Origin of the sequence: Pseudomonas sp. PS02288, assembly GCF_029959715.1 — a bacterium.
Taxonomy (GTDB): Bacteria; Pseudomonadota; Gammaproteobacteria; order Pseudomonadales; family Pseudomonadaceae; genus Pseudomonas_O; species Pseudomonas_O kuykendallii.
The window spans coordinates 63,588-84,322 of sequence record NZ_JASCPA010000001.1 but is presented as its reverse complement, the minus strand read 5'-3'; the positions used below and the strand labels follow the sequence as shown (position 1 = coordinate 84,322).

Below are 20,735 nucleotides of genomic sequence, written 5' to 3'. Positions count from 1 at the left end.
AGAGGCCACACGCGATTCGAGCGTCGGCCGAACGCTCCCTGGAGGGACCAGCATGAGCAACCTGGCTCGACCGATTGCCGCCCTACCCATCCGTTTCGATGACCTGCTCGCCCGCTTCCGGCAGGTCCGCACCCTCAGCGAATTGATCTGCGCGCCCTTGCAGGTCGAAGACCACGTCATCCAGAGCATGCCCGACGTCAGCCCGCCGAAATGGCACCTGGCGCACGTCAGCTGGTTCTTCGAGGCATTCCTGCTCAAGCCCTACCTGAAGGGATACCGCTCACCGGACGCCGCCTACGACCACCTGTTCAACTCCTATTACGAAACCCATGGCACGCCGTTCCCGCGCGCCAGCCGCGGGCTGATCTCGCGGCCGGGCGTCGCCGACGTCTATCGCTTCCGCCAGCATGTCGATCAGTGCATGGGCGAACTGCTGAGCAACCCGCCGGCGGAGTTCGCCACGGAGATCGCCCGGCGCGTCGAGCTGGGCCTGCAGCACGAGCAGCAGCACCAGGAGCTGCTGCTGATGGACATCAAGCACATCCTCGCGCAGAACCCGCTGCACCCGGTCTACCGCAGCGATCTGCGCCCGGCGCCCGGCGCCACGGCAGGCTCGGTGCAGCGCTGGCACGACTATCCCGGCGGCCTGCGGCAGATCGGCCATCCCGGCGGCGAATCCTTCGCCTTCGACTGCGAGCTGCCGCGCCATCGCCAGTTCCTCGAGGACTTCAGCCTCGCCAGCCGCCCGGTGAGCAACGCCGATTACCTGGCCTTCATGCTCGACGGCGGCTATTCGCGCTCGGACTTGTGGCTCTCCGACGGCTGGGCGCAGGTCAAGCAGGCCGGCTGGAACGCGCCGCTGTACTGGCTGCGCCACGAGGACAGCTGGCACGAGATGACCCTCGGCGGGCTGCGCACGCTGGACCTGCACGCCCCGGTCTGCCACGTCAGTTTCTTCGAGGCTGACGCCTACGCGCGTTGGGCCGGCGCTCGCCTGCCCAGCGAAGCGGAGTGGGAGATCGCCGCCGCCGAACAGCCGGTGCGCGGCAACTTCCTCGACAGCGACCACCTGCAACCGTTGGCCGACCTTTCCGGCGATGGTCCACGCCAGTTGTTCGGCGACGTCTGGGAATGGACCGCCAGCGCCTTTCGCCCGTATCCCGGTTTCCGCCCGCTGGAGGGCAGCCTCGGCGAATACAACGGCAAGTTCATGTCCGGCCAGATGGTCCTGCGCGGCGGCTGCTGCGCGACCCCGCCCGACCACGTGCGTGCCACCTACCGCAATTTCTTCTACCCCCACATGCGCTGGCAATTCGCCGGCTTCCGCCTGGCCAAGGAGATTTGAGCATGGCTCTCGCCGTTCGTTTTCACGATCAACGACAGTGCGAGGCCGGTGCCTCGCTGCGCGACGAGGCCCTGGCCGGCTTTGCTGCGAAGACCAAGCAGATTTCGCCGAAATTCTTCTACGACCGCCGCGGCTCCGAGCTCTTCGAGCAGATCTGCAAGCAGCCGGAGTATTACCCGACCCGCACCGAGGAGCTGATTCTCAGCCGCGCGGCCAACGACATCGCCGAAATCGCCGGCCAGGACGCCAACCTGGTCGAGCTGGGCAGCGGCGCCAGCCGCAAGGTGCGCCTGCTGCTCGAGGCGATGCACCCGGCCAGCTACCTGGGCATCGACATTTCCGAGGATTTCCTGCTCTCCAGCACGCGCCGGCTGGCGGCGGATTACCCCTGGCTGGAAGTGCACGCCTCCTGCGCCGACTTCTCGCTGCCGATGACCCTGCCCGACGGTTTCGACGGCGCGCATCCGCTGGCGTTCTTTCCAGGCTCGAGCATCGGCAATTTCAGCCCCGAGCAAGCCCTCGCCTTCCTGCGCAACCTGCACGAGCTGCTCCCCGCGCAAGGCGGCCTGCTGGTGGGCGTCGACCTGGTGAAGGACAAGGACCTGCTGGAGGCGGCCTACAACGACGAAGCGGGCGTGACCGCCGCGTTCAACCTGAACCTGCTGCAGCGCATCCGCCAGGAACTCGACAGCGACATCGATCCGGATCGCTTCATCCACCACGCGTTCTTCAACGAAGCGGAATCGCGCATCGAGATGCACCTGATCAGCCCGCAGGCGCAGGACGTGACCATCGAAGGCCGGCGCTTCCACTTCGAGCGTGGCGAGAGCCTGCACACCGAGAATTCCTACAAGTACACCCCGGCCAGCTTCCGCGACCTGGCGGGCAGTGCGGGATTCAAGGCGGTGGCGATGTGGACCGACCCACGCGAGCTGTTCAGCGTGCATTACCTGCAGCGCGACTGAGGCACGACGTTGGGAAGCAGGGTGCACGGCGGCACCCTGCAAAGCTGCGGTTATCAGGCGGCGAGGCTGTCGAAGACTTCCGGCACCAGCGCCGCTTCGCCCTTGGCGTCGAGTTGGTTGCGTGCGCCCTGCGGGTCCGGGCCATCGCTGTCGAGCAGATCCAGCAGTCGCATGCCGCGCTCGGTGAGGATGAAATTCACCCCGTTGCCGCCCGCCTCTTCCGGGCGCGGTTCGATGAAACCGCCCTTCAGCAGTACGCCTTCGAGATCGCCCGCTTCTTTCTTCAGCGAGTCGACATTGCCCACCGCTTCGCCCTGATTGGCCTTCTCGCCGGCGAGTTCTTCGGCGTAGACGCGGGGCGCGAAGTTCTTCCCGGAGGAGTCCTGTACCTCCAACAGCAGCCGTTCGATCAGGTCCCAGTTGTAACGCATAGCCACCTCTCTTGGCGGATGTGCCATCGGGTTCATTACCTAATTCCGACTCGCGCCCACGGCCGATGGTTCGCGGCGCGCTCAGGAACAATGGTCGCAGCGCACCGGTCAGAGGCTAGGGTTCGCGCCGCCTGCAGCCCTGCCTTCCGTTCCCGGCGCGCCTTCGATCATGGAGTTTTCGATGCTGCGCCCCCTGCTTCCGCTGCTCGTGCTGTCCGCTCTCGCCCAGGCCGACGAACCGCTGCGCATCGACCGGCTGCAACGTTGCGAGGACCTGCTGAGCCAGCGTCAGGTTTTCTGCGCCGGCACCCGCGGCCTGGCGGCGGGCGAGGTGAAGGTGTTGCTCGGCGGCAAGGCACTGCCCGCCTCCGCCCTGCGCCGCGACGGGAGTCGCCTGCGGCTGGACCTGGACGCCCGGCCCAGCGCGCCGCTGTGGATCGAACAGGGCGACCGGCGCAGCAATCCGGTATGGCTGAGCATGGCCGGTAGCCATGTATTGGCGGCCAGGCCGAACGAAGTGGCGAAGAACATGGACGGCCTGACCACCTATGTCGATCTCGTCAGCCTGATCATCGAGGAGCGCTTCGACGGGCGTAAGGAAGCCGAGCGACTGGCGCAGAAGTACGGCGCCAAGGTGGTGGGTGCCATCGCGCCCCTGAATACCTACCAACTGCGCCTGCCTGCCGCCGACCTGGTGCAGCGCGACGCCCTCGTCCTGCGCCTGGGCAGCGAGGTCAGCGTCGACGCGGTTGTGGTGGAGGAATCCGCCGCCGAGGCCAGCGAGGCTGGCGCAGCCACCGAGCAGAAACCGGACAAGGACGAATGGGCCGCCAACCGCTTCCTCGACGCGGTGAACTACTACCAGCGCCGCGTTCCGGCGAAACAGGCGCCGATCCAGGCGACACCGATCCGCATCGGCATCATCGAACGCGACGTCGATTTCGACGCCGCCGACTTTTCCTCCTACCTCGCCCCCTGCGACCCGCAGCGGCGCACCTGCCTGTACGCCCGCGACGCCGACAAGCCCGACGGCCACGGCAGCACCGTCGCCGGGATTCTCGCGGCGAGCTGGAACCAGGGCGGCAACACCGGCTTTCTCAGCGGCCTGGACGGCGCCAGCCGAGGCTTCGAGGTGATCGTCGAGCGCAACTCGGACGCCGGCATCACCGCCAACGTCGCCGCGTCGGTGAATCTGGTCGAGGACGGCGCGCGGGTGATCAACTGGAGCTGGGGCATCCACCGGGTCGGCGCGAAGAACGTCGATGGCGATGAGGTGGACTCGCTGATCCGCTCCGGCCTCGCCATGGGCGGCTATGAGGAACTGCTCGAGGAGTTCTTTCTCTGGCTGCGCAAGGAGCATCCCGACGTGGTGGTGGTGAACTCGGCTGGCAATGGCTCGTCGTTCTCCAGCACCGACGAGTACCGGCTGCCCTCCTCGTTCGTCACCGACCAGTTGCTGGTGATCGGCGGGCACCAGCGCAGCGAACGCGACGACGTGGCGGTCGATGATCCGGCCTACGTGGTCAAGCGCGCCTCGTCGAACGTCGACATGCGCGTGGACATCACCGCCGCGGCCTGCACCCACGGCTCGACTCTGCGCGCGGACGAAGTCGGCGAGGTGCATTGCGGCACCTCCTACGCCACGCCGATGGTCAGCGGCGTCGTCGCCGCGATGCTCTCGCTGAACCCGAGCCTGACGCCCGCGCAACTGCGCATGCTGCTGCGGCGCAGCGCCATGACCATCGGCGGAAACTATGATTTCGAGCCCATGGACGCCGACGACCTGACCGCGCCGATCCTCCCCTCGGAGCGCAACTACGAGCTACGCAACAAGGACGTCGGCCGCTCCGCCCGGCTGGACATGCAGAAGGCGCTGGACCTGGCGGTGCAAAGCCGGGATCGGGTGCGCTGAACTTTACCCGCGCGGTGACGATCCATTTTTTGGGACCAGACCGAAAAGGAGTTGCCCATGAAAAGCCTGATTTGCCTGACCGCCAGCGCGGCCCTGTTCGCCGCGACGCCGATCTTCGCCGAGTGCACACCCGAGCAGGCGACTGCGAAGGCCGAACAACTGGCACAGAAGGTCAGCGCGATTACCGAGAGCAATCCGCAGAAGGCCAAGGAGATCAACGACGAGCTGCAAGCGATGAAACTCAAGAACACCACCGACGGCATGCCCGACGAGTGCGCGACCTATGACCGTCGCCTGAAAGAGTTCGACGAAGCGGACCGCAAGACCGAATAACGCCGCGACACCGCCTTGCGTGCACAAGGCCCTCCCGATCACGCAGCGCCGTTGCGGCGCTGCGATCAAGCAACTCCAGCCCCCCTTATTCTTCCGCCGGCTTGCGCTTTTTCAGCGGCGCCAGGCCGTCATGGCTGACCAACGTCGATGCCGCCGGGCGCTTGGCCGCCGGCTTGCGTTTCGCCGGAGCCTTGGCCGCGCCCTTCTTGTCGTCGGTCTTTTTCTTCTTCACGCCGACCGCCTTGCCGGACGCCTTGACCTTCTTCGGTCCCTGGTAGACGCCCTTCAGTTCCTTGATCACGCGGCGTTCGAAGCGCTGCTTGAGGTAGCGCTCGATGCTGGACATCAGGTTCCAGTCGTTATGGCAGATCAGCGAAATCGCCAAGCCATCATTGCCCGCACGACCGGTGCGGCCGATGCGGTGCACGTACTCGTCGCCCGAACGCGGCATGTCGAAGTTGATCACCAGATCAAGGCCCTCCACGTCGAGCCCACGGGCGGCGACGTCGGTGGCGACGAGGATCTTCACGCCGCCCTGTTTCAGGCGGTCGATGGCCAGTTTGCGGTCCTTCTGGTCCTTCTCGCCGTGCAGCACGAAGACCTTGTGGTCGCTGGCCACCAGGCGTCCGTAGAGGCGGTCGGCCTGGGCGCGGGTGTTGGTGAAGACGATCGCCTTCTGGTACGTCTCGTTGGCCAGTAGCCAATGCACCAGGCGTTCCTTGTGACCCGGATCGTCGGCCGTGATGATCTGCTGGCGTGTGCCTTCATTGAGCTCGCTGATGCTGTTCAGGCGCAGGTGCTGCGGATCGCGCAACACCGCGGCGACCATCTCGCGCAGGCCGTTGCCGCCGCTGGTGGCGGAGAACAGCAGGGTCTGCGCGCGGTTCGCACATTCGTTGGCCAGGCGCTGGACGTCATCGGAAAAGCCCATGTCGAGCATGCGGTCGGCTTCGTCGAGGACCAGCAGCTCGACCTCCTTCAGATCGAGGTTGCCGGCGTTGAGCTGCTCGATCAGCCGCCCCGGCGTGCCGATCAGCACGTCCGGCACCTTGCGCAGCATCGCTGCCTGGTACTTGAAGTCCTCACCGCCGGTGACCAGCCCGGACTTGATGAAGGTGAACTGCGAGAAACGCTCCACTTCCTTCAATGTCTGCTGCGCCAGCTCGCGGGTCGGCAACAGGATCAGCGCGCGAATCCGCACGCGCGGCTGCGCATCGCCGATCAGACGGTTGAGCATCGGCAGCACGAACGCCGCGGTCTTGCCGCTGCCGGTCTGCGCCGTCACCCGCAGGTCGCGTCCTTCCAGGGCCGGCGGAATGGCCGCCACCTGGACCGGCGTCGGTTCGACGAATTTCAGCTCGGCGACGGCTTTGAGCAGGCGTTCATGCAGGGCGAATTGGGAGAACACGGGGCGTAACCTCGAAAAAAACGGAAAATCAGGCGCATAGCCTAACGGTTGTCGCGGCAAAAGGCCGCTTTTCTTCAGCGTCCCGCCTACGCGCGGTTGAGCCGGGCCTGCCTGCGCAGCACCCGCGCGCTGTCGGCGGCGCTCAGCAGCACGGCCAGCCAGATCGGCAGGTAGGTCCACAGCTTCGCCTGGTCGAAGGGTTCGCCGAGCAGCGCCAGCGATACCGCGAACAGCAGCACCGGCTCGCTGTAGCTCAGGATGCCGAACAGCCCGAGCGGCAGCAGCCGGCTGGCCGCCATCATCGCGGCGAAGGCCAGGGTGCCGAGCAGCGCGAACCCCGGCAGCAGCCAGATCAGCGCCGGCGCCTGGGTGAAGAGGTCCTGCGGGCCGTGGTCGACGATCAGCCAGATCGCCAGCGGAGCCAGCACCAGCATTTCCAGCAGAAAGCCGGACAAGGCATCCAGCCGCATCCAGCGACGCAGGATGAAGTACGGCGGGTAGCCCAGCGCCGTTACCAGCGTCACCCAGGAAAACGCCCCTGTGACCCACAGCTCATGCAACACCCCCAGGCCCGCGCAACAGACGCCGAGGCGCTGCAACGGGCTCAGGCGCTCGCCGTAGAACAGCCTGCCCACCAGCACCATCGCCAGCGGCAGGAGGAAGTAGCCGAGCGACACCTCCATCATCTGCCCGGCCAGCGGCGCCCAGACGAACAGCCCCCACTGCACGCCCAGCAACGCCGCCGCCAACGGGCAGGCGAGCACCAACAGCGGCTCGTTGCGCAGGCGCACCAGCACCCCGCGGAAGGTCGTCCACTGCCGCGCCAGCAACACCAGGGCGAACACCGCCGGCAACGACCAGAGCACCCGCTGGGCGAACACCTGCACGCCGTCCAGCGGCGCCAGTTGCTGCACATAGCCCGGCATCAGGGCGAACAGCACCGAGGCCGACAGGGAAAACGCAACGCCTTTGCCGGAGAGATTCACGAAGGAGGATCGACCAGGAAATGCAACGGGAAGCGGACGTCGGAGGCGTCCGCGGGGGCGAATCGGCAGCGCGCTCGCGGAACCGTTCTTCGTCAATGATAACAGTCAGTTGAGGATCCGCCGCATGCCATCGGCAGCGCATCCCCGATGCGCCGATCGAATCACTGAATCCGCAGCGCTGGAGCGCCGCCGAAGACGATTTACGCCGCAGCGCGAAGCGACGCAATGGAGAAACCCCGGTTGACCTCGGTTAAAATGTTACGTTATAACTATTTAATCGCGATCGACGGCTCATCCCGGTCAACCGCCATACCGGACTGAAACCGCGTCGCCCACACTGAAAGGAGTTCTCCGATGAAGCCCGATATCCATCCCGAGTACCGCCCCGTGCTGTTCCATGACACCTCGGCCGACGCTTTCTTCCTGATCGGCTCGACCGCGGAAACCAGCCGCACGCATCAGCACACCGACGGCAACACCTATCCCTACATCGCGCTCGACGTATCCAGCGCATCGCATCCGATCTACACCGGCCAGCAGCGCCAGACCAAGGTCGAAGGCCGTATTGCCGGCTTCAACAAACGCTTCGCCGGGTTCACCGCGAAGCGCTGATCCGCCCCCTCTCCTCCACCTGCAACGCCCGCTTGGTTCGCCGAGCGGGTTGCGCCTGCGCGCACCCTTCGCAATTTCATTCAGGGAAGTCCGATCGATGTCCTGCTGCACCCCCATTCCCCTCGCCGCGACCAAGCCGGCGCGGCTGTTACCCGTGTTCGCCTTCCTGCCGCTGTTCGCCGTCGGCGCCGAAGAACCCCTGGGCCTGCAGCCGCTGGTGATCACCGCCACCGCCACCGAGCGCCAATTGAAAGACGCCCCGGCGAGCATCACCCTGATCACCCGTGACGACCTGGAAAAACGTCCGGTCCAGGACCTCGAGGATGCTCTGCGCGGCACGCCGGGCCTGCAGTTCACTGGCATTGGCATGACCCGGCGCGGCATCAGCATTCGCGGTATGGACAGCGAGCACACGCTGATCCTGGTCAACGGCCAGCGCATCAACAGCGCCGCGGGCGCGGTGGCGCATGCCGATTTCGACCTTGGCTGGGTGCCGGTGGAAGCCATCGAGCGGATCGAGGTGGTACGCGGGCCGATGTCCTCGCTGTACGGGTCCGAGGCGCTGGGTGGCGTGGTCAACGTGATCACCCGGCAGGCCACCGATGCCTGGCACGGCGCCGCGCAACTCGACGGCGGCGTGCGCGAAGATGACCGCGGCGGGCAGACGCATCAGCTCGGCGCCTACCTCGGCGGCCCGCTGATTCCGGGGTTGCTCGGCCTGTCGCTGAGCGGCGAGAGCCGTCGCCGCCAGGACACCCCGGTCCACGGCGACGCCAGCCAGTCGGAAATCGAGGGCCGCGACGCGCACAGCGGCAATGCCACCCTCAGCTGGACGCCGGATGCGGCGCAGCGCATCGACTTCAGCTACGGCAACGGCCTGGAAGACCGCTGGCGCAACACCCGCAGCGGCGGCAGCGCGCCGGTGAACTACGAGTCCGCCGACCGCATCGAGCGCGAGCAATTCTCCGTCGCCCACAGCGGCGACTGGAGCTGGGGCAGCAGCTCGCTGCGCGCCTATCGCAACAGCCTGGAGCGCACCAATCGCTATACCAACGGCGTTGTGCCGACCTCGCCGCATCAGCAGCTTACCGACGACATCGTCGACGCCAGCCTGAGCCTGCCGTTCGCCGGCTGGCATCTGTTCAGTCTCGGCGGCGAATGGCGCAAGGAACAGCTCGACGACGGCGGATTCGTCGGCGGCGACGCGCAGAGCATCCACCGCGCACTGTTCCTGCAGGACGAAATCGCCTTCGATCCGGCCTGGTCGCTGGTGCTCGGCAACCGCTTCGACCAGCACGAGCAATACGGCTGGCAGAACAGCCCGCGCGCCTACCTGGTCCATCACGTCAACGACGCGCTGACCCTCAAGGGCGGCGTCGGCCGCGGCTTCAAGGCACCGACGCTGAAGCAGCTGGCGCCCGGCTACTCGGCCATCGGCGGTGGCGGACAGTTCACCATCTACGGCAATCCGGACCTGGAGCCGGAGATCAACACCACCTACGAATTCAATGCCGACTACCAGGGCGGCGGCTGGTCGCTGAACGGCGGGCTGTTCCAGAACAACCTGCGCGGGTTGATCCAGACGGTTTGCGTGGCGAACTGCGGTATCCGTCGTCGCGAGATCCGCAACTACGAGAACGTGGACAGGGCACGCATTCGCGGCATCGAACTCGGCGGCGGCGTCGACCTGCCCGCCAACCTGCGCTGGGATCTCAACTACACCTACCTCGATGCCATCGACCGCAGCGCGGACCAGCGCCTGGGCGACCGCTCGCGGCACCTGGCCAACACGTCCCTGCAATGGACGCCGAATGCCGACTTCTCGGCGCAACTGCGCGGCGAATACGTTGGCAGCCAGTTGACCTACTCCAGCAATGTCGCCTACGCCGTGCCGGCTTACAGCCTCTGGCACCTGGAGCTGACACGGCGCCTCAGCGAGAACCTGAGCATCCGCGGCGGTATCGAGAACCTCACCGACGAATCCTTCGGCGACGACAGCGACTCGTTCACCTTCGCCGAGCCGGGACGCACCTACCACGTCGGCCTGAGTTTGAGCTTCTGACGTGGGCGTACTCATCAATACGACGCTCGCCTGGCTGGCTCTGAGCGCCGGGAGCGCAAGCGCGGCGACCAGTGTGCCCCTGGCCGAGATGCCACGGGTGAAGGTGCTGACCGGCAGCTTCACCCTGCAGGGCAAACTCGACCGGCTCGCGTCCTGGGCCGCGGAAGAAGGCGTCAGCCTGCACGGCGTGCGCGAGGTTTCGCCGACGCAAGGGATCGACGACGATGACCTGCTGATTCTCGATACGCCGCGTCCGACCGACCTCGCCGAGCTGCAACAACGCCTGGGAGAACGGCTCGCCCAGGCGAAAACACCGTGGATACGCGTCGGTGGTGGTCCGCCGGCCTCCGGCAATCTGGCGCCGGCGGTGGCCTCCCGGCTGATCGGCTATTACGGCAACGGCGGCGAGGCCAACTTCCGCCATTTGTTCGCCTACCTGCGCGCGCGAAGCGACGGCCAGGGCACCGACGCAATTCCGCCTCCTACCGAACTACCCAGAGCCGGGCTCTACCACCCCGACGCCCCGGACACCTTCGCCCGCGTCGACGGCTACCTCGCCTGGGGCGCCACGCGCTGGAAAGCCGATGCACCACGCGTCGCCTTCGCCATCCCGCGCGGCATGCTCGTCGATGGCCAGCTGCGCCTGATCGACGAGCTGATTCGCCGCAGCGAGGCACGCGGCCAGGCGCCGTTGGCGTTCTGGCTCGACGACCGCGACCCGAAGGCATTGAGCAGTGTGCTCAAACCGGCGCATGCCGATGTGCTGGTCAACCTGCAGCACCTGCAGAACGGACCGGCGCGCCAGGCCGAACTGCTCGCCCTGGGCATTCCGGCGATCACCACCTTCACCGCGCGGGACGCCGACCGGACGCAGTGGCGCGCGGCGCAGAGCGGCATTCCCGCGCGTACCGCCGCTGCGCTGCTGACGGTGCCGGAAAGCTGGGGGCTGGGCGATCCGCTGGTGATCGCCGCGCTGGAGGACGGCGAACCCCAGCCCATCGATGAACAGGTCGAAGCGCTGTTCGGCAAGGTCGACAGCCTGGCCCGATTGCGCCGGCTGCCGGCGGAGGAAAAACACCTGGCGCTGATGTTCTGGAACCATCCGGACGGCGAAAGGAACATCGCCGCCTCCCACCTGAACGTGCCGCGCAGCCTGGAACGGCTGACCGGCGCCCTGCACCAGGCTGGCTACACGGTGCCGCCGCGCGACGAAGCGCAGTTGATCCAGACCGCGCAACGCCTGCTCGGCGGCTACTACCACCCGGAAACCCTCGACGCACTGCTCGCCGGCGGTCTGGCCATGCATTTCCCACTGTCGCGCTACCAAGCCTGGCTGGACGGGCTGCCCGAGGAGCGCCGTCAGGAACTGCTCGCACGCTGGGGCGATCCGGCCAACCACTGGGCGCTGCGCCAGATCGATGGCCAGCCGCAGTTCGTCATTCCCGGCGTGGCACTGGGCAACCTGCTGCTCCTGCCGCAACCGCCGCGCGCAGGCCGGCCCGGCGAGGCCTATCACGACGCCAAGGTGCCGCCGGACCACCTCTACCTCGCCGCCTACCAGTTCGTCCGCGAAGGTTTCCGGGCCGATGCGCTGATCCATTTCGGCACCCACGGCACCCAGGAATGGCTGCCCGGAAAGGACCGCGGCCTGTCGGTGGACGACTACCCGTTCCTCGCCCTCGGAGACCTGCCGGTGTTCTACCCGTACATCCAGGACAACATCGGCGAGGCGATCCAGGCGCGCCGGCGCGGACGCGCGGTGACCATCAGCCACCAGACGCCGCCGTTCGCGCCGGCCGGGCTGTACGACGAGATGCGCGACCTGCACGCGCTGATCCACCAGTACCAGCAACTCGACCAAGGCGCGGTACGCGAAACCACCGCCGAGCGCATTCGCCAGCAGGCACTGGACAGCCACCTGCAGGACGACCTGGGCTGGGACGCCGCGCGCATGAGCGAGGACTTCCCAGGTTTCCTCGCCGCACTGCACGACCATCTGCACGACCTCGCCCAAGCCAATACCCCACTCGGCCTGCACACCTTCGGCGAGCCCGCGTTGCCGGAGTACCGCCTGGCCACCGTGCTGCAACAATTGGGCGAGCCCTATCTGCAGGCGCTGAGCCTGCACGAGCATGATCGCGAGCCGCTGGTCAGCGACTTCGCCGGCCTGCAAGCGAGCCTCCCCTATCGCACGCTGCAGCATTACCTGCGCGAGGGCGAAGACCCCACCGACATCGATGACCTCCCGCTGCGCCAGCAGATCCTCAGGGCGCGCCAGCTGGATCGCCACCTCAGCGACACCGGCGAAATCGAAGCGCTGCTAGGCGGCCTCGCCGGTGGCTTCGTCGCGCCCGGCCCCGGAGGCGATCCGCTGCGCAACCCGGACGTCCCCAGCGGCCGCAACCTGTACGCCTTCGAGGCGGACAAGCTGCCAACCCGCGCCGCTTTCGAGGCCGGCGGCAAGGCGCTGGAGCAACTGACCGCCAGCTACCGCGCCGAGCACGACGGACGAGCGCCGGAAAAACTTGCCTTCAGCCTCTGGTCGTCGGAGGCCATGCGCCACCTCGGCATCCTCGAAAGCGAGGTGCTGCACGCGCTCGGCCTGCGTCCGGTATGGGATCAGGGCGACCGCATTACGGCGCTGGAGATCGTCCCCAGCGCCGAACTGGGCCGGCCGCGCATCGATGCCGTGGTGCAGGTCACCAGCGTCTATCGCGACCAGTTCGACGGTTTCATGCGCCTGCTCGCCGACGCCGTGGAGCGGCTCGCGCAGCTCGACGAGCCCGGCAATCCGCTGGCCGCCAACAGCTACGCGCTGGCCGAGCGGCTGCGCCGGCAGGGAATCGAGCCGGCGCGCGCCGAACGCCTGGCGCGGCTGCGGCTGTTCGGCAACGAAGCGGGCGACTACGGAACCGGTTTGTCCGCGCTGACCCTCGATTCGACGCGCTGGGAGGACGACTCGGCCCTCGCCGAGCAGTTTCTCGCACGCCTGCAATACGGCTACGGGACCGACAGCTGGGGCGAGAAGATCGCCGGGCAGAACCTCTTCGCCGAGCAGCTCAAGGGCGTGCAGGCGGCGGTGATGGCGCGCTCCAGCGAGCTGAACGGGGTTCTTTCCACCGACCATCCGTTCGAGTTCCTCGGCGGCCTCTCCCTGGCGGTGCGGCATCTGGATGGCGCCAGCCCGTCGCTGTACATCGCCGACTTGCGCCAGGCCGAGCCGCGCACCAGCGGCGCCGCGCAGTTCCTCGCCAGCGAACTGCGCGGCCGCTACTTGAACCCGCAGTGGATCCAGGCGATGCAGAAGGAAGGCTACGCCGGCACGCTGGAGATACTGAACGTCGCCAACAACCTGTGGGGCTGGCAGGCCGCCGACCGCAGCATGGTGCGTGACGATCAATGGCAGGCGCTGCACGAGACCTTCGTCAACGACCAGCGCCAGCTCGGCGTCAATCAGTGGTTCGAGCAACACAACCCGACCGCCCAGGCGCAGTTGATCGAACGCATGGCCGAAGCCATCCGCAAGGGCTACTGGGACGCCTCGCCGCAAACCCGACGCGAACTGGCCGAGCGCTGGCAGGCGCTGATCCATGAGCACGGCGCCGATGCCGGAGAACCGGTCACCCGCGCGTTCATCGAGCGGATGGGCGCCGGCTTTGGCCTGGACGCCATGGCACCTGCCGCCGAATCGCCCCCCTCCAGCGCCACCGGCGCCACCACCGGTGACACAGTGAGCGGCCAGGTCATGCATGAAGTGACCGACGAAACCGGCGAGCCGCGCTTGCCCTGGCAGCTCTGGCTCGGCGCGGCGGCGATGCTCGCCGCCCTGCTGGCCGGCGCCGCCCGACAGGCACGAAGCAACCGCCGCCGCGCATCACCCCTCACTACTTCCAGCAACGTCTCGGGAACCCCATGAACGCCCTCGAATCAAGCCTCTACGAACTCACCCGCCTGTTTCTCGTGCCGGTCCTGCTGCTGATTCTCGCCGCGCTGCTGCACGCCTTTCTCGCCCTTGGCAGCTTCGCCATGGAAGCCTGGCAACGCCACCGTGGACGCTACCGTTCGGTCCTGGCCGCGCAGCAGCGAACGCACGGCGGCAACAGCGATGACCTCGAACTGTGGATCATGCAGCGCCTGGAATGGCTGCGGGTGACCTCGCGCAGCGCGCCGATGCTCGGCCTGGTGGCGACCATGATCCCGATGGGGCCGGCGCTGCTCGCGCTCACCGAAAGCGATGCCAGGGGCATCGGACAGAACCTGGTGGTGGCCTTCTCGGCGGTGATCCTCGCGCTGATCGCGGCGAGCATCACCTTCTTCATCCTCACCGTACGCCGCCGCTGGCTGCTGCAGGAATTGCGCGCCATCGAGCGCGTGGCGGAGATCGGCTGATGCGCTTTATCGAACACGACGACGCCGACGACCCGATCCTCTCGGTGGTCAACCTGATCGACCTGTTCCTGGTGGTGATCGGCATCCTGCTGCTCGTCATCGTGCAGAATCCGCTCAACCCGTTCAGCCAGGAGCACGTCGTGGTGGTGGAAAACCCCGGCGAGGCAAACATGCGCATGCTGATCAAGGACGGCCAGGAACTGAAGCGGTACGAGTCCAGCGGCGAGATCGGCGAAGGCCAGGGCGCCAAGGCCGGCGTCACCTATCGCCTGGATGACGGACGAATGATCTACGTACCCGAAGGTGCCACGAAGACGCCCTAGACCGGGTGCCACGCAGATGCGGCTGAACGCCGTATAATCGCCGGCCAGCCTGATGAGGAACCACCATGCGACTTCTACACACCATGCTTCGAGTGGGCGACATGGACCGCTCCATCGACTTCTACACCCGCGTACTGGGCATGACGCTGCTGCGCCGCAACGACTACCCCGAAGGCCAGTTCACCCTCGCCTTCGTCGGCTACGGCAACGAGGCCGAACACAGCGCCATCGAACTGACCCACAACTGGGGCGTGGAAAGCTACGAGATCGGCACCGGCTACGGCCACATCGCCATCGAAGTGGATAATGCGGCGAAAGCCTGCGACGACATCCGCAACAACGGCGGCAGTGTCACCCGCGAAGCCGGCCCGATGAAGCACGGCACCACGGTGATCGCCTTCGTCGCGGATCCCGACGGCTACAAGATCGAGCTGATCGAAAAGTCGACCTGATCCACGATTGCGATGCCCTGAAACGCAAAAACCCCGGCGCGAGGCCGGGGTTTTCTTATGCGTTGCCGTGCACCTGGGGGACCTGGCAGGCCCGCCGGTGGCCGGATTGCCGGCCGCTCAGAACAGCGTGCGGCCCTTGCCGGCGGCGATGCGCATGCGCAGGGCGTTGAGCTTGATGAAGCCCGCCGCGTCCGCCTGGTTGTAGGCACCGCCGTCTTCCTCGAAGGTGGCGATATTGGCATCGAACAGCGAGTCGTCGGACTTGCGCCCGGTGACGATGACGTTGCCCTTGTACAGCTTCAGGCGAACCACGCCGTTCACGCTGGCCTGGGACGCATCGATCATCTTCTGCAGCATCAGACGCTCAGGGCTCCACCAGTAACCGGTGTAGATCAGGCTGGCGTACTTGGGCATCAGCTCATCCTTGAGGTGAGCGACTTCGCGGTCCAGGGTGATCGACTCGATGGCGCGGTGCGCCTTGAGCATGATGGTGCCGCCGGGGGTTTCGTAGCAGCCGCGGGACTTCATGCCCACGTAGCGGTTCTCGACGATGTCCAGGCGGCCGATGCCGTTCTCGCCGCCGATGCGGTTGAGTTCGGCGAGCACGGTAGCCGGGCTCATTTCCTTGCCGTCGATGGCAACGATGTCACCGGCCTTGTAGGTCAGTTCGATGTAGGTCGGAGTATCCGGCGCCGCTTCCGGCGACTTGGTCCAACGCCACATGTCTTCTTCGTGCTCGGTCCAGGTGTCTTCCAGCACGCCGCCTTCATAGGAGATGTGCAGCAGGTTGGCATCCATGGAGTACGGCGACTTCTTCTTGCCGTGGCGCTCGATCGGGATCGCGTGCTTCTCGGCGTAGTCCATCAGCTTCTCGCGGGACAGCAGGTCCCACTCGCGCCACGGAGCGATCACTTTCACGCCCGGTTTCAGCGCGTAGGCGCCCAGCTCGAAACGCACCTGGTCGTTGCCCTTGCCGGTGGCGCCGTGGGAAATGGCATCGGCGCCGGTCTCGTTGGCGATCTCGATCAGGCGCTTGGCGATCAGCGGACGGGCGATAGAGGTACCCAGCAGGTACTCGCCTTCGTAGACGGTGTTGGCGCGGAACATCGGATAGACGAAATCGCGGACGAACTCTTCGCGCAGATCGTCGATGTAGATTTCCTTGACGCCCATGGCCTGGGCCTTGGCGCGGGCCGGCTCGACCTCTTCGCCCTGACCGAGGTCGGCGGTGAAGGTCACCACTTCGCAGTTATAGGTGTCTTGCAGCCACTTCAGAATCACCGAGGTGTCCAGGCCACCGGAATAAGCCAGGACTACCTTCTTCACGTCCGCCATGCCATCGCTCCACGGGGTTGTACGAAAACCGTGGATTCTACCGACCGCGCGGTCCGATTTACAGGGGCGCGACAGGCAAAGACAGCTCGGCGACAGAGGAGCGCCCCGCCGCAGGACTCAGGACGTACCGGCGGCAGCAGGTGGCGTCGGCGCAGGCGCCGCCGGCTCGGGCGGCTTGCTCGGCGCCGTTTCGCGCGACAGGTGCAAGGTCACGCGGCGGTTCTTCTCGCGATTGGCCGCGCTGGTATTGGGCACCAGCGGATACTGTTCGCCGTAGAAGCGCACGGTGATCTGCTCTTCGCCGATGCCGTTGGCCTTGAGGTACTCCTCTACCGCCAGGGCGCGGCGCCGCGAGAGGTCGCGGTTGCTCAGGCGGTTGCCGCTGTTGTCGGAGTAACCGTCGAGGCTGAAGCGGTTGATGCTCGGGTCGGCCTTGACCAATTGCAGGATGATGTCGAGCTTGGCGCGGGTGGTGTCATCCAGTTCGGCACCGCCGCCGGGAAAGCCCAGCGTCGCCTGCTTCACCTGGTCATAGTTGACCGGCAGAAGCTTGGCGGTACAGCCGAGGTAGTCATTGTAGGCCTTGCTGAAGTTGGTCGGCAGCAGGCGGACTTCCAGGCTGTCGCCGCCCTGCAGCGTGCGATGGCGAACCAGCGGGCTGCGCCCTTCCAGCAGCCCGGTGAGCAGGCGTCCGGCCTGCTGCTGGGTGCTGCTGAACGGCACGTCGCCATTTCCCACCGTCACCGCACCGAGGTTGATGTCGCCGCGTCCCGGCTGCCAGGGCGCCGCCGCAGCCAGCAGCGTCGCAGACCCTCTGTCCAGCCAGTGCTCGCGGGCATTCAGACGGAACACCGCCTGCTCGCCGGCCTTGCGCACGAACTCTCCGCTGCCGAAGTCGGTGATGGGTTGCGACAGGCGGCATTCGAACTGATCGCCCAGCACCTGCCACTCGGCCTTTTCCAGACGCGTCTGGAAAGAAACGGCGGCGGCGGGCGCGCAGGCGAACGCACAGAGCAGGGCGAAATAACGCTGGCGCACGGGAGGCTCCACGATGAAAAACCACATTCCCGATGGGTATCGGTGCCTTGGCGGAAAACTTGAAGGTCGCGACGCGCTTCGGCGAATGGCCAGCATGGCCTCGCCAACCCTGCGAATCGGCGTCCCAGGCGGCGGCGCACGGAACTGCGGCGTGCCGCCACAGCGCTTTTCCGGTAGCATTCCCGACAGCTTTCACCGTTTGGAAACCTTCATGTCCGACCGCCTTACCCTGCTGCGCCCCGACGACTGGCACATTCACCTGCGCGACGGCGCGGCGCTGCCGTTTACCGTCGGCGATGCGGCCCGCAGCTTCGCGCGCGTGATCGTCATGCCCAACCTGGTGCCGCCGGTACGCAATGCCGAAGAAGCCGCCGGTTATCGCGCACGCATCCTCGCCGCGCGGCCGCAAGGCAGTCGCTTCGAGCCGCTGATGGTGCTCTACCTCACGGACCGTACCCAGCCCGAGGACATCCACGCGGCCAAGGCATCGGGATTCGTGTACGCCGCCAAGCTCTACCCGGCCGGCGCGACGACCAATTCGGACTCCGGCGTGACCAGCATCGACAAGATCTTCCCGGCGCTCGAAGCCCTGGCCGAATGCGGCATGCCGCTGCTGGTGCACGGCGAGGTGACGCGGGGCGAGATCGATGTGTTCGATCGGGAGAAGGTCTTCATCGACGAGCACCTGCGTCGCGTGGTCGAACGCTTCCCCACGCTGAAGGTGGTTTTCGAGCACATCACCACCCGGGAAGCCGTGCAGTTCGTCGAGTCCGCGCCGGCCAACGTAGGCGCGACCATAACCGCCCACCACCTGCTGTACAACCGCAACCACATGCTGGTCGGCGGCATCCGCCCGCACTTCTATTGCCTGCCGATCCTCAAGCGCAACACGCACCAGGAAGCCCTGCTCGGCGCGGCCACCAGCGGCAATCCGAAGTTCTTTCTCGGCACCGACTCGGCGCCCCACGCGCAGCATGCCAAGGAAAACGCCTGCGGCTGCGCGGGCTGCTACACCGCCTACGCCGCCATCGAGCTGTACGCCGAAGCGTTCGACCAACGCAACGCGCTGTCGCGCCTGGAGGCCTTCGCCAGCCACTTCGGCGCCGACTTCTACGGCCTTCCACGCAACCAGGATCGCATCACCCTGGTTCGCCAAGACTGGAAAGCCCCCGCTACCCTGCCCTTCGGCGAACATGCCGTAGTACCCCTGCGCGCTGGGGAAACCCTGCGCTGGCGCCTGCTGGAGACCAATGCGTGAGTGAAGATCAGTACGACGACGAACTCGACGGCAGCCTGCCGAGCGGCCCGCGCCATCCGATGGCGCTGCGCTTCCGCGGCTATCTGCCGGTGGTCGTGGACGTGGAATGCGGGGGCTTCAACGCCGCCACCGATGCGCTGCTGGAAATCGCCGCGGTGACCATCGGCATGGATCAGGACGGCTTCCTGTTCCCCGAGCACACCCATTTCTTTCGCGTCGAGCCGTTCGAGGGCGCGAACATCGAAGCGGCCGCGCTGGAATTCACCGGCATCAAGCTCGACCATCCGCTGCGCATGGCCGTCAGCGAGGAAACCGCGCTCACCGACATCTTCCGTGGCGTGCGCAAGGCCGTGAAAGCCAATGGCTGTAAACGGGCGATCCTGGTCGGGCACAACAGCGCCTTCGACCTCGGCTTCCTCAACGCCGCGGTGGCGCGCACCGGCATCAAGCGCAACCCGTTCCATCCGTTCTCCAGCTTCGATACGGCTACGCTCTCCGGCCTCGCCTACGGGCAGACGGTGCTGGCGCGCTCCTGCCAGTCCGCCGGAATCGATTTCGACGGCCGCGAAGCCCACTCCGCTCGCTACGACACCGAGAAGACCGCCGAGCTGTTCTGCGGCATCGTCAACCGTTGGAAACAGATGGGCGGCTGGGAAGACTTCGACGACTGATCGTTATCGCCCCAGAAAATAGCCCGGTAGGACCGGGCTTTTTTACGCCTGCGAATAGTGCGATCTACCACTACGCCCCCGCGTTACCCGCGGCTGCCTCCCGGCCAGCACGCTGGCACTGAAATCAGGCAACCGCTCATCGCCAGCCCTGCATTATCTGGCGCAAGGCCCTGATCTCGAGCCTCATGATCACGTAACCAATTGATTCTTATCGACTATCTTCGAACGTGAATGCGAGGCCCGATCCTTTGACTATCATTCTCATTTAAATTAGTATCGCTCCATCGACTCAACCTGATGAGCCCTTATCTATGTATGTCTGCCTCTGCCAAGGTGTCACCGACGGACAAATCCGCGATGCGATCTACGAAGGCTGCTGCAGCTACCGTGATGTGCGCGAGACCTTGGGCGTAGGCAAGCAATGCGGCAAGTGCGCCTGCCTCGCCAAACAGGTCGTACGCGACACAATCGGCGAGGCTCAAAGCCAGGCCGCGACGAATTTCTCGGGTAATTTTGTTGCCGCCTGAAGACCCGAACCTCAAACAACCGGACGCTCTGTCCGGTTTTTTTATGCCTGAATTCAACGGTTTAGCGTCGCGATGCGGAACTCAAACATTCTCATTCGGATTTTAATATTCTTGAAATTCAATAACTTAGGTTTGACTTAACCTTTTCACCGCGACAAACTTCGAGCCTGCCCTCACCTTGCGACAGGACCCGGCCATGAAAGGCGACAAGCAAGTCATCCAGCACCTGAACAAAATCCTCGGCAACGAGCTCATCGCCATCAACCAGTATTTCCTGCATGCGCGCATGTATGAGGACTGGGGCCTGGAAAAACTCGGCAAGCACGAGTACCACGAGTCCATCGACGAGATGAAGCATGCGGACAAGCTGATCAAGCGCATCCTCTTCCTCGAGGGCCTGCCCAACCTTCAGGAACTGGGCAAGCTGCTGATCGGCGAGAACACCAAGGAAATGCTTCAGTGTGACCTCAACCTGGAGCAGAAGGCACATGCGGATCTGAAATCGGCCATCGCCTACTGCGAGAGCGTCGGTGACTACGCGACCCGCGACATGCTCGAGGACATCCTCGAGTCCGAAGAAGAACACATCGACTGGCTGGAAACCCAGCTGGGCCTGATCGACAAGGTAGGCCTGGAGAACTACCTGCAGTCGCAGATGGACGAGTAATTCGCAGCGATTGAAAGAGGC

19 protein-coding genes are annotated in these 20,735 nt (G+C 65.8%); 14 read left to right on the top strand and 5 right to left on the bottom strand.

The features are described 5' to 3' along the window. Positions 1-52: 52 nt before the first annotated feature. Positions 53-1,345, top strand: a complete 1,293-nt coding sequence (gene egtB, locus QMX85_RS00395; protein ID WP_282338138.1) for an ergothioneine biosynthesis protein EgtB — start codon at positions 53-55, stop codon at positions 1,343-1,345. A gap of 2 nt (positions 1,346-1,347) precedes the next feature. Further along, the gene (egtD, locus tag QMX85_RS00390; RefSeq protein ID WP_282338136.1) at positions 1,348-2,310 is read left to right on the top strand and encodes an L-histidine N(alpha)-methyltransferase; all 963 of its coding nucleotides are present in this window, start codon (positions 1,348-1,350) and stop codon (positions 2,308-2,310) included. 53 nt (positions 2,311-2,363) lie between these two features. Here egtD and QMX85_RS00385 read toward each other — a convergent pair whose 3' ends face one another. Next, positions 2,364-2,741, bottom strand: a complete 378-nt coding sequence (locus tag QMX85_RS00385; RefSeq protein ID WP_282338134.1) for a transcriptional regulator — start codon at positions 2,739-2,741, stop codon at positions 2,364-2,366. 169 nt (positions 2,742-2,910) lie between these two features. On the opposite strand from QMX85_RS00385, the gene QMX85_RS00380 reads away from it, so the two are divergent. Further along, positions 2,911-4,653, top strand: coding sequence for a S8/S53 family peptidase (locus tag QMX85_RS00380; protein WP_282338132.1), 1,743 nt, complete (start codon positions 2,911-2,913; stop codon positions 4,651-4,653). A gap of 57 nt (positions 4,654-4,710) precedes the next feature. Next, positions 4,711-4,986, top strand: a complete 276-nt coding sequence (locus tag QMX85_RS00375; protein WP_282338130.1) for a hypothetical protein — start codon at positions 4,711-4,713, stop codon at positions 4,984-4,986. Positions 4,987-5,071: 85 nt separating this feature from the next. On the opposite strand, the gene QMX85_RS00370 is transcribed toward QMX85_RS00375, so the two are convergent. Beyond that, positions 5,072-6,394, bottom strand: a complete 1,323-nt coding sequence (locus QMX85_RS00370) for a DEAD/DEAH box helicase (protein ID WP_282338129.1) — start codon at positions 6,392-6,394, stop codon at positions 5,072-5,074. An 86-nt stretch (positions 6,395-6,480) separates the two neighbouring features. After that, positions 6,481-7,380, bottom strand: a complete 900-nt coding sequence (gene rarD / locus QMX85_RS00365; protein ID WP_282338128.1) for an EamA family transporter RarD — start codon at positions 7,378-7,380, stop codon at positions 6,481-6,483. A gap of 354 nt (positions 7,381-7,734) precedes the next feature. On the opposite strand from rarD, the gene QMX85_RS00360 reads away from it, so the two are divergent. The 6 genes from QMX85_RS00360 (at position 7,735) to gloA (ending at position 15,218) form a co-directional block, all read left to right on the top strand. Next, a complete protein-coding gene (locus QMX85_RS00360; RefSeq protein WP_282338127.1) occupies positions 7,735-7,992 on the top strand; it encodes a type B 50S ribosomal protein L31 in 258 nt (85 codons plus the stop codon). A gap of 97 nt (positions 7,993-8,089) precedes the next feature. Beyond that, entirely contained in the window at positions 8,090-10,054 is a 1,965-nt protein-coding gene (locus QMX85_RS00355; RefSeq protein ID WP_282338126.1) for a TonB-dependent receptor, read from the top strand. Between the two features lie 34 nt (positions 10,055-10,088). Next, positions 10,089-13,970: a cobaltochelatase subunit CobN gene (gene cobN, locus QMX85_RS00350; protein WP_282338408.1), complete on the top strand. Its 3,882-nt coding sequence runs from the start codon at positions 10,089-10,091 to the stop codon at positions 13,968-13,970. Continuing rightward, positions 13,967-14,443 (top strand): MotA/TolQ/ExbB proton channel family protein, encoded by a 477-nt coding sequence (locus QMX85_RS00345; RefSeq protein WP_282338125.1) that lies wholly within the window; start codon positions 13,967-13,969, stop codon positions 14,441-14,443. Before cobN ends, QMX85_RS00345 begins: the two co-directional genes overlap by 4 nt. Continuing rightward, a complete protein-coding gene (locus tag QMX85_RS00340) occupies positions 14,443-14,766 on the top strand; it encodes a DUF2149 domain-containing protein (RefSeq protein WP_282338124.1) in 324 nt (107 codons plus the stop codon). Before QMX85_RS00345 ends, QMX85_RS00340 begins: the two co-directional genes overlap by 1 nt. 65 nt (positions 14,767-14,831) lie before the next feature. Then, the gene (gene gloA / locus QMX85_RS00335) at positions 14,832-15,218 is read left to right on the top strand and encodes a lactoylglutathione lyase (RefSeq protein WP_282338122.1); all 387 of its coding nucleotides are present in this window, start codon (positions 14,832-14,834) and stop codon (positions 15,216-15,218) included. Between the two features lie 117 nt (positions 15,219-15,335). On the opposite strand, the gene QMX85_RS00330 is transcribed toward gloA, so the two are convergent. Further along, positions 15,336-16,553: an argininosuccinate synthase gene (locus QMX85_RS00330; RefSeq protein WP_282338120.1), complete on the bottom strand. Its 1,218-nt coding sequence runs from the start codon at positions 16,551-16,553 to the stop codon at positions 15,336-15,338. 117 nt (positions 16,554-16,670) lie between these two features. After that, a complete protein-coding gene (locus QMX85_RS00325) occupies positions 16,671-17,618 on the bottom strand; it encodes an OmpA family protein (RefSeq protein ID WP_282338118.1) in 948 nt (315 codons plus the stop codon). Between the two features lie 184 nt (positions 17,619-17,802). Here QMX85_RS00325 and pyrC point away from each other — a divergent pair, with 184 nt between their 5' ends. The 4 genes from pyrC (at position 17,803) to bfr (ending at position 20,714) form a co-directional block, all read left to right on the top strand. Then, on the top strand, positions 17,803-18,849 hold the full coding sequence (gene pyrC / locus QMX85_RS00320) for a dihydroorotase (protein ID WP_282338116.1): 1,047 nt from the start codon (positions 17,803-17,805) through the stop codon (positions 18,847-18,849). Then, positions 18,846-19,520 (top strand): ribonuclease T, encoded by a 675-nt coding sequence (rnt, locus tag QMX85_RS00315; protein WP_090229730.1) that lies wholly within the window; start codon positions 18,846-18,848, stop codon positions 19,518-19,520. Before pyrC ends, rnt begins: the two co-directional genes overlap by 4 nt. 311 nt (positions 19,521-19,831) lie before the next feature. Further along, positions 19,832-20,047 carry a bacterioferritin-associated ferredoxin gene (locus tag QMX85_RS00310; protein WP_282338112.1) on the top strand — a complete coding sequence of 72 codons (216 nt, stop codon included), beginning with the start codon at positions 19,832-19,834 and terminating at the stop codon, positions 20,045-20,047. A 196-nt stretch (positions 20,048-20,243) separates the two neighbouring features. Next, positions 20,244-20,714, top strand: coding sequence for a bacterioferritin (gene bfr / locus QMX85_RS00305; protein WP_282338110.1), 471 nt, complete (start codon positions 20,244-20,246; stop codon positions 20,712-20,714). Positions 20,715-20,735 lie beyond the last annotated feature (21 nt).

Excerpts from the sequence above, each read along its gene's own strand:
- egtB (WP_282338138.1), top strand. The coding sequence starts at position 53 with ATGAGCAACCTGGCTCGACCGATTGCCGCCCTACCCATCCGTTTCGAT.
- egtD (WP_282338136.1), top strand. The coding sequence starts at position 1,348 with ATGGCTCTCGCCGTTCGTTTTCACGATCAACGACAGTGCGAGGCCGGT.
- QMX85_RS00385 (WP_282338134.1), bottom strand. The coding sequence starts at position 2,741 with ATGCGTTACAACTGGGACCTGATCGAACGGCTGCTGTTGGAGGTACAG.
- QMX85_RS00380 (WP_282338132.1), top strand. The coding sequence starts at position 2,911 with ATGGAGTTTTCGATGCTGCGCCCCCTGCTTCCGCTGCTCGTGCTGTCC.
- QMX85_RS00375 (WP_282338130.1), top strand. The coding sequence starts at position 4,711 with ATGAAAAGCCTGATTTGCCTGACCGCCAGCGCGGCCCTGTTCGCCGCG.
- QMX85_RS00360 (WP_282338127.1), top strand. The coding sequence starts at position 7,735 with ATGAAGCCCGATATCCATCCCGAGTACCGCCCCGTGCTGTTCCATGAC.
- QMX85_RS00355 (WP_282338126.1), top strand. The coding sequence starts at position 8,090 with ATGTCCTGCTGCACCCCCATTCCCCTCGCCGCGACCAAGCCGGCGCGG.
- QMX85_RS00345 (WP_282338125.1), top strand. The coding sequence starts at position 13,967 with ATGAACGCCCTCGAATCAAGCCTCTACGAACTCACCCGCCTGTTTCTC.
- QMX85_RS00340 (WP_282338124.1), top strand. The coding sequence starts at position 14,443 with ATGCGCTTTATCGAACACGACGACGCCGACGACCCGATCCTCTCGGTG.
- gloA (WP_282338122.1), top strand. The coding sequence starts at position 14,832 with ATGCGACTTCTACACACCATGCTTCGAGTGGGCGACATGGACCGCTCC.
- QMX85_RS00330 (WP_282338120.1), bottom strand. The coding sequence starts at position 16,553 with ATGGCGGACGTGAAGAAGGTAGTCCTGGCTTATTCCGGTGGCCTGGAC.
- QMX85_RS00325 (WP_282338118.1), bottom strand. The coding sequence starts at position 17,618 with ATGTGGTTTTTCATCGTGGAGCCTCCCGTGCGCCAGCGTTATTTCGCC.
- pyrC (WP_282338116.1), top strand. The coding sequence starts at position 17,803 with ATGTCCGACCGCCTTACCCTGCTGCGCCCCGACGACTGGCACATTCAC.
- QMX85_RS00310 (WP_282338112.1), top strand. The coding sequence starts at position 19,832 with ATGTATGTCTGCCTCTGCCAAGGTGTCACCGACGGACAAATCCGCGAT.
- bfr (WP_282338110.1), top strand. The coding sequence starts at position 20,244 with ATGAAAGGCGACAAGCAAGTCATCCAGCACCTGAACAAAATCCTCGGC.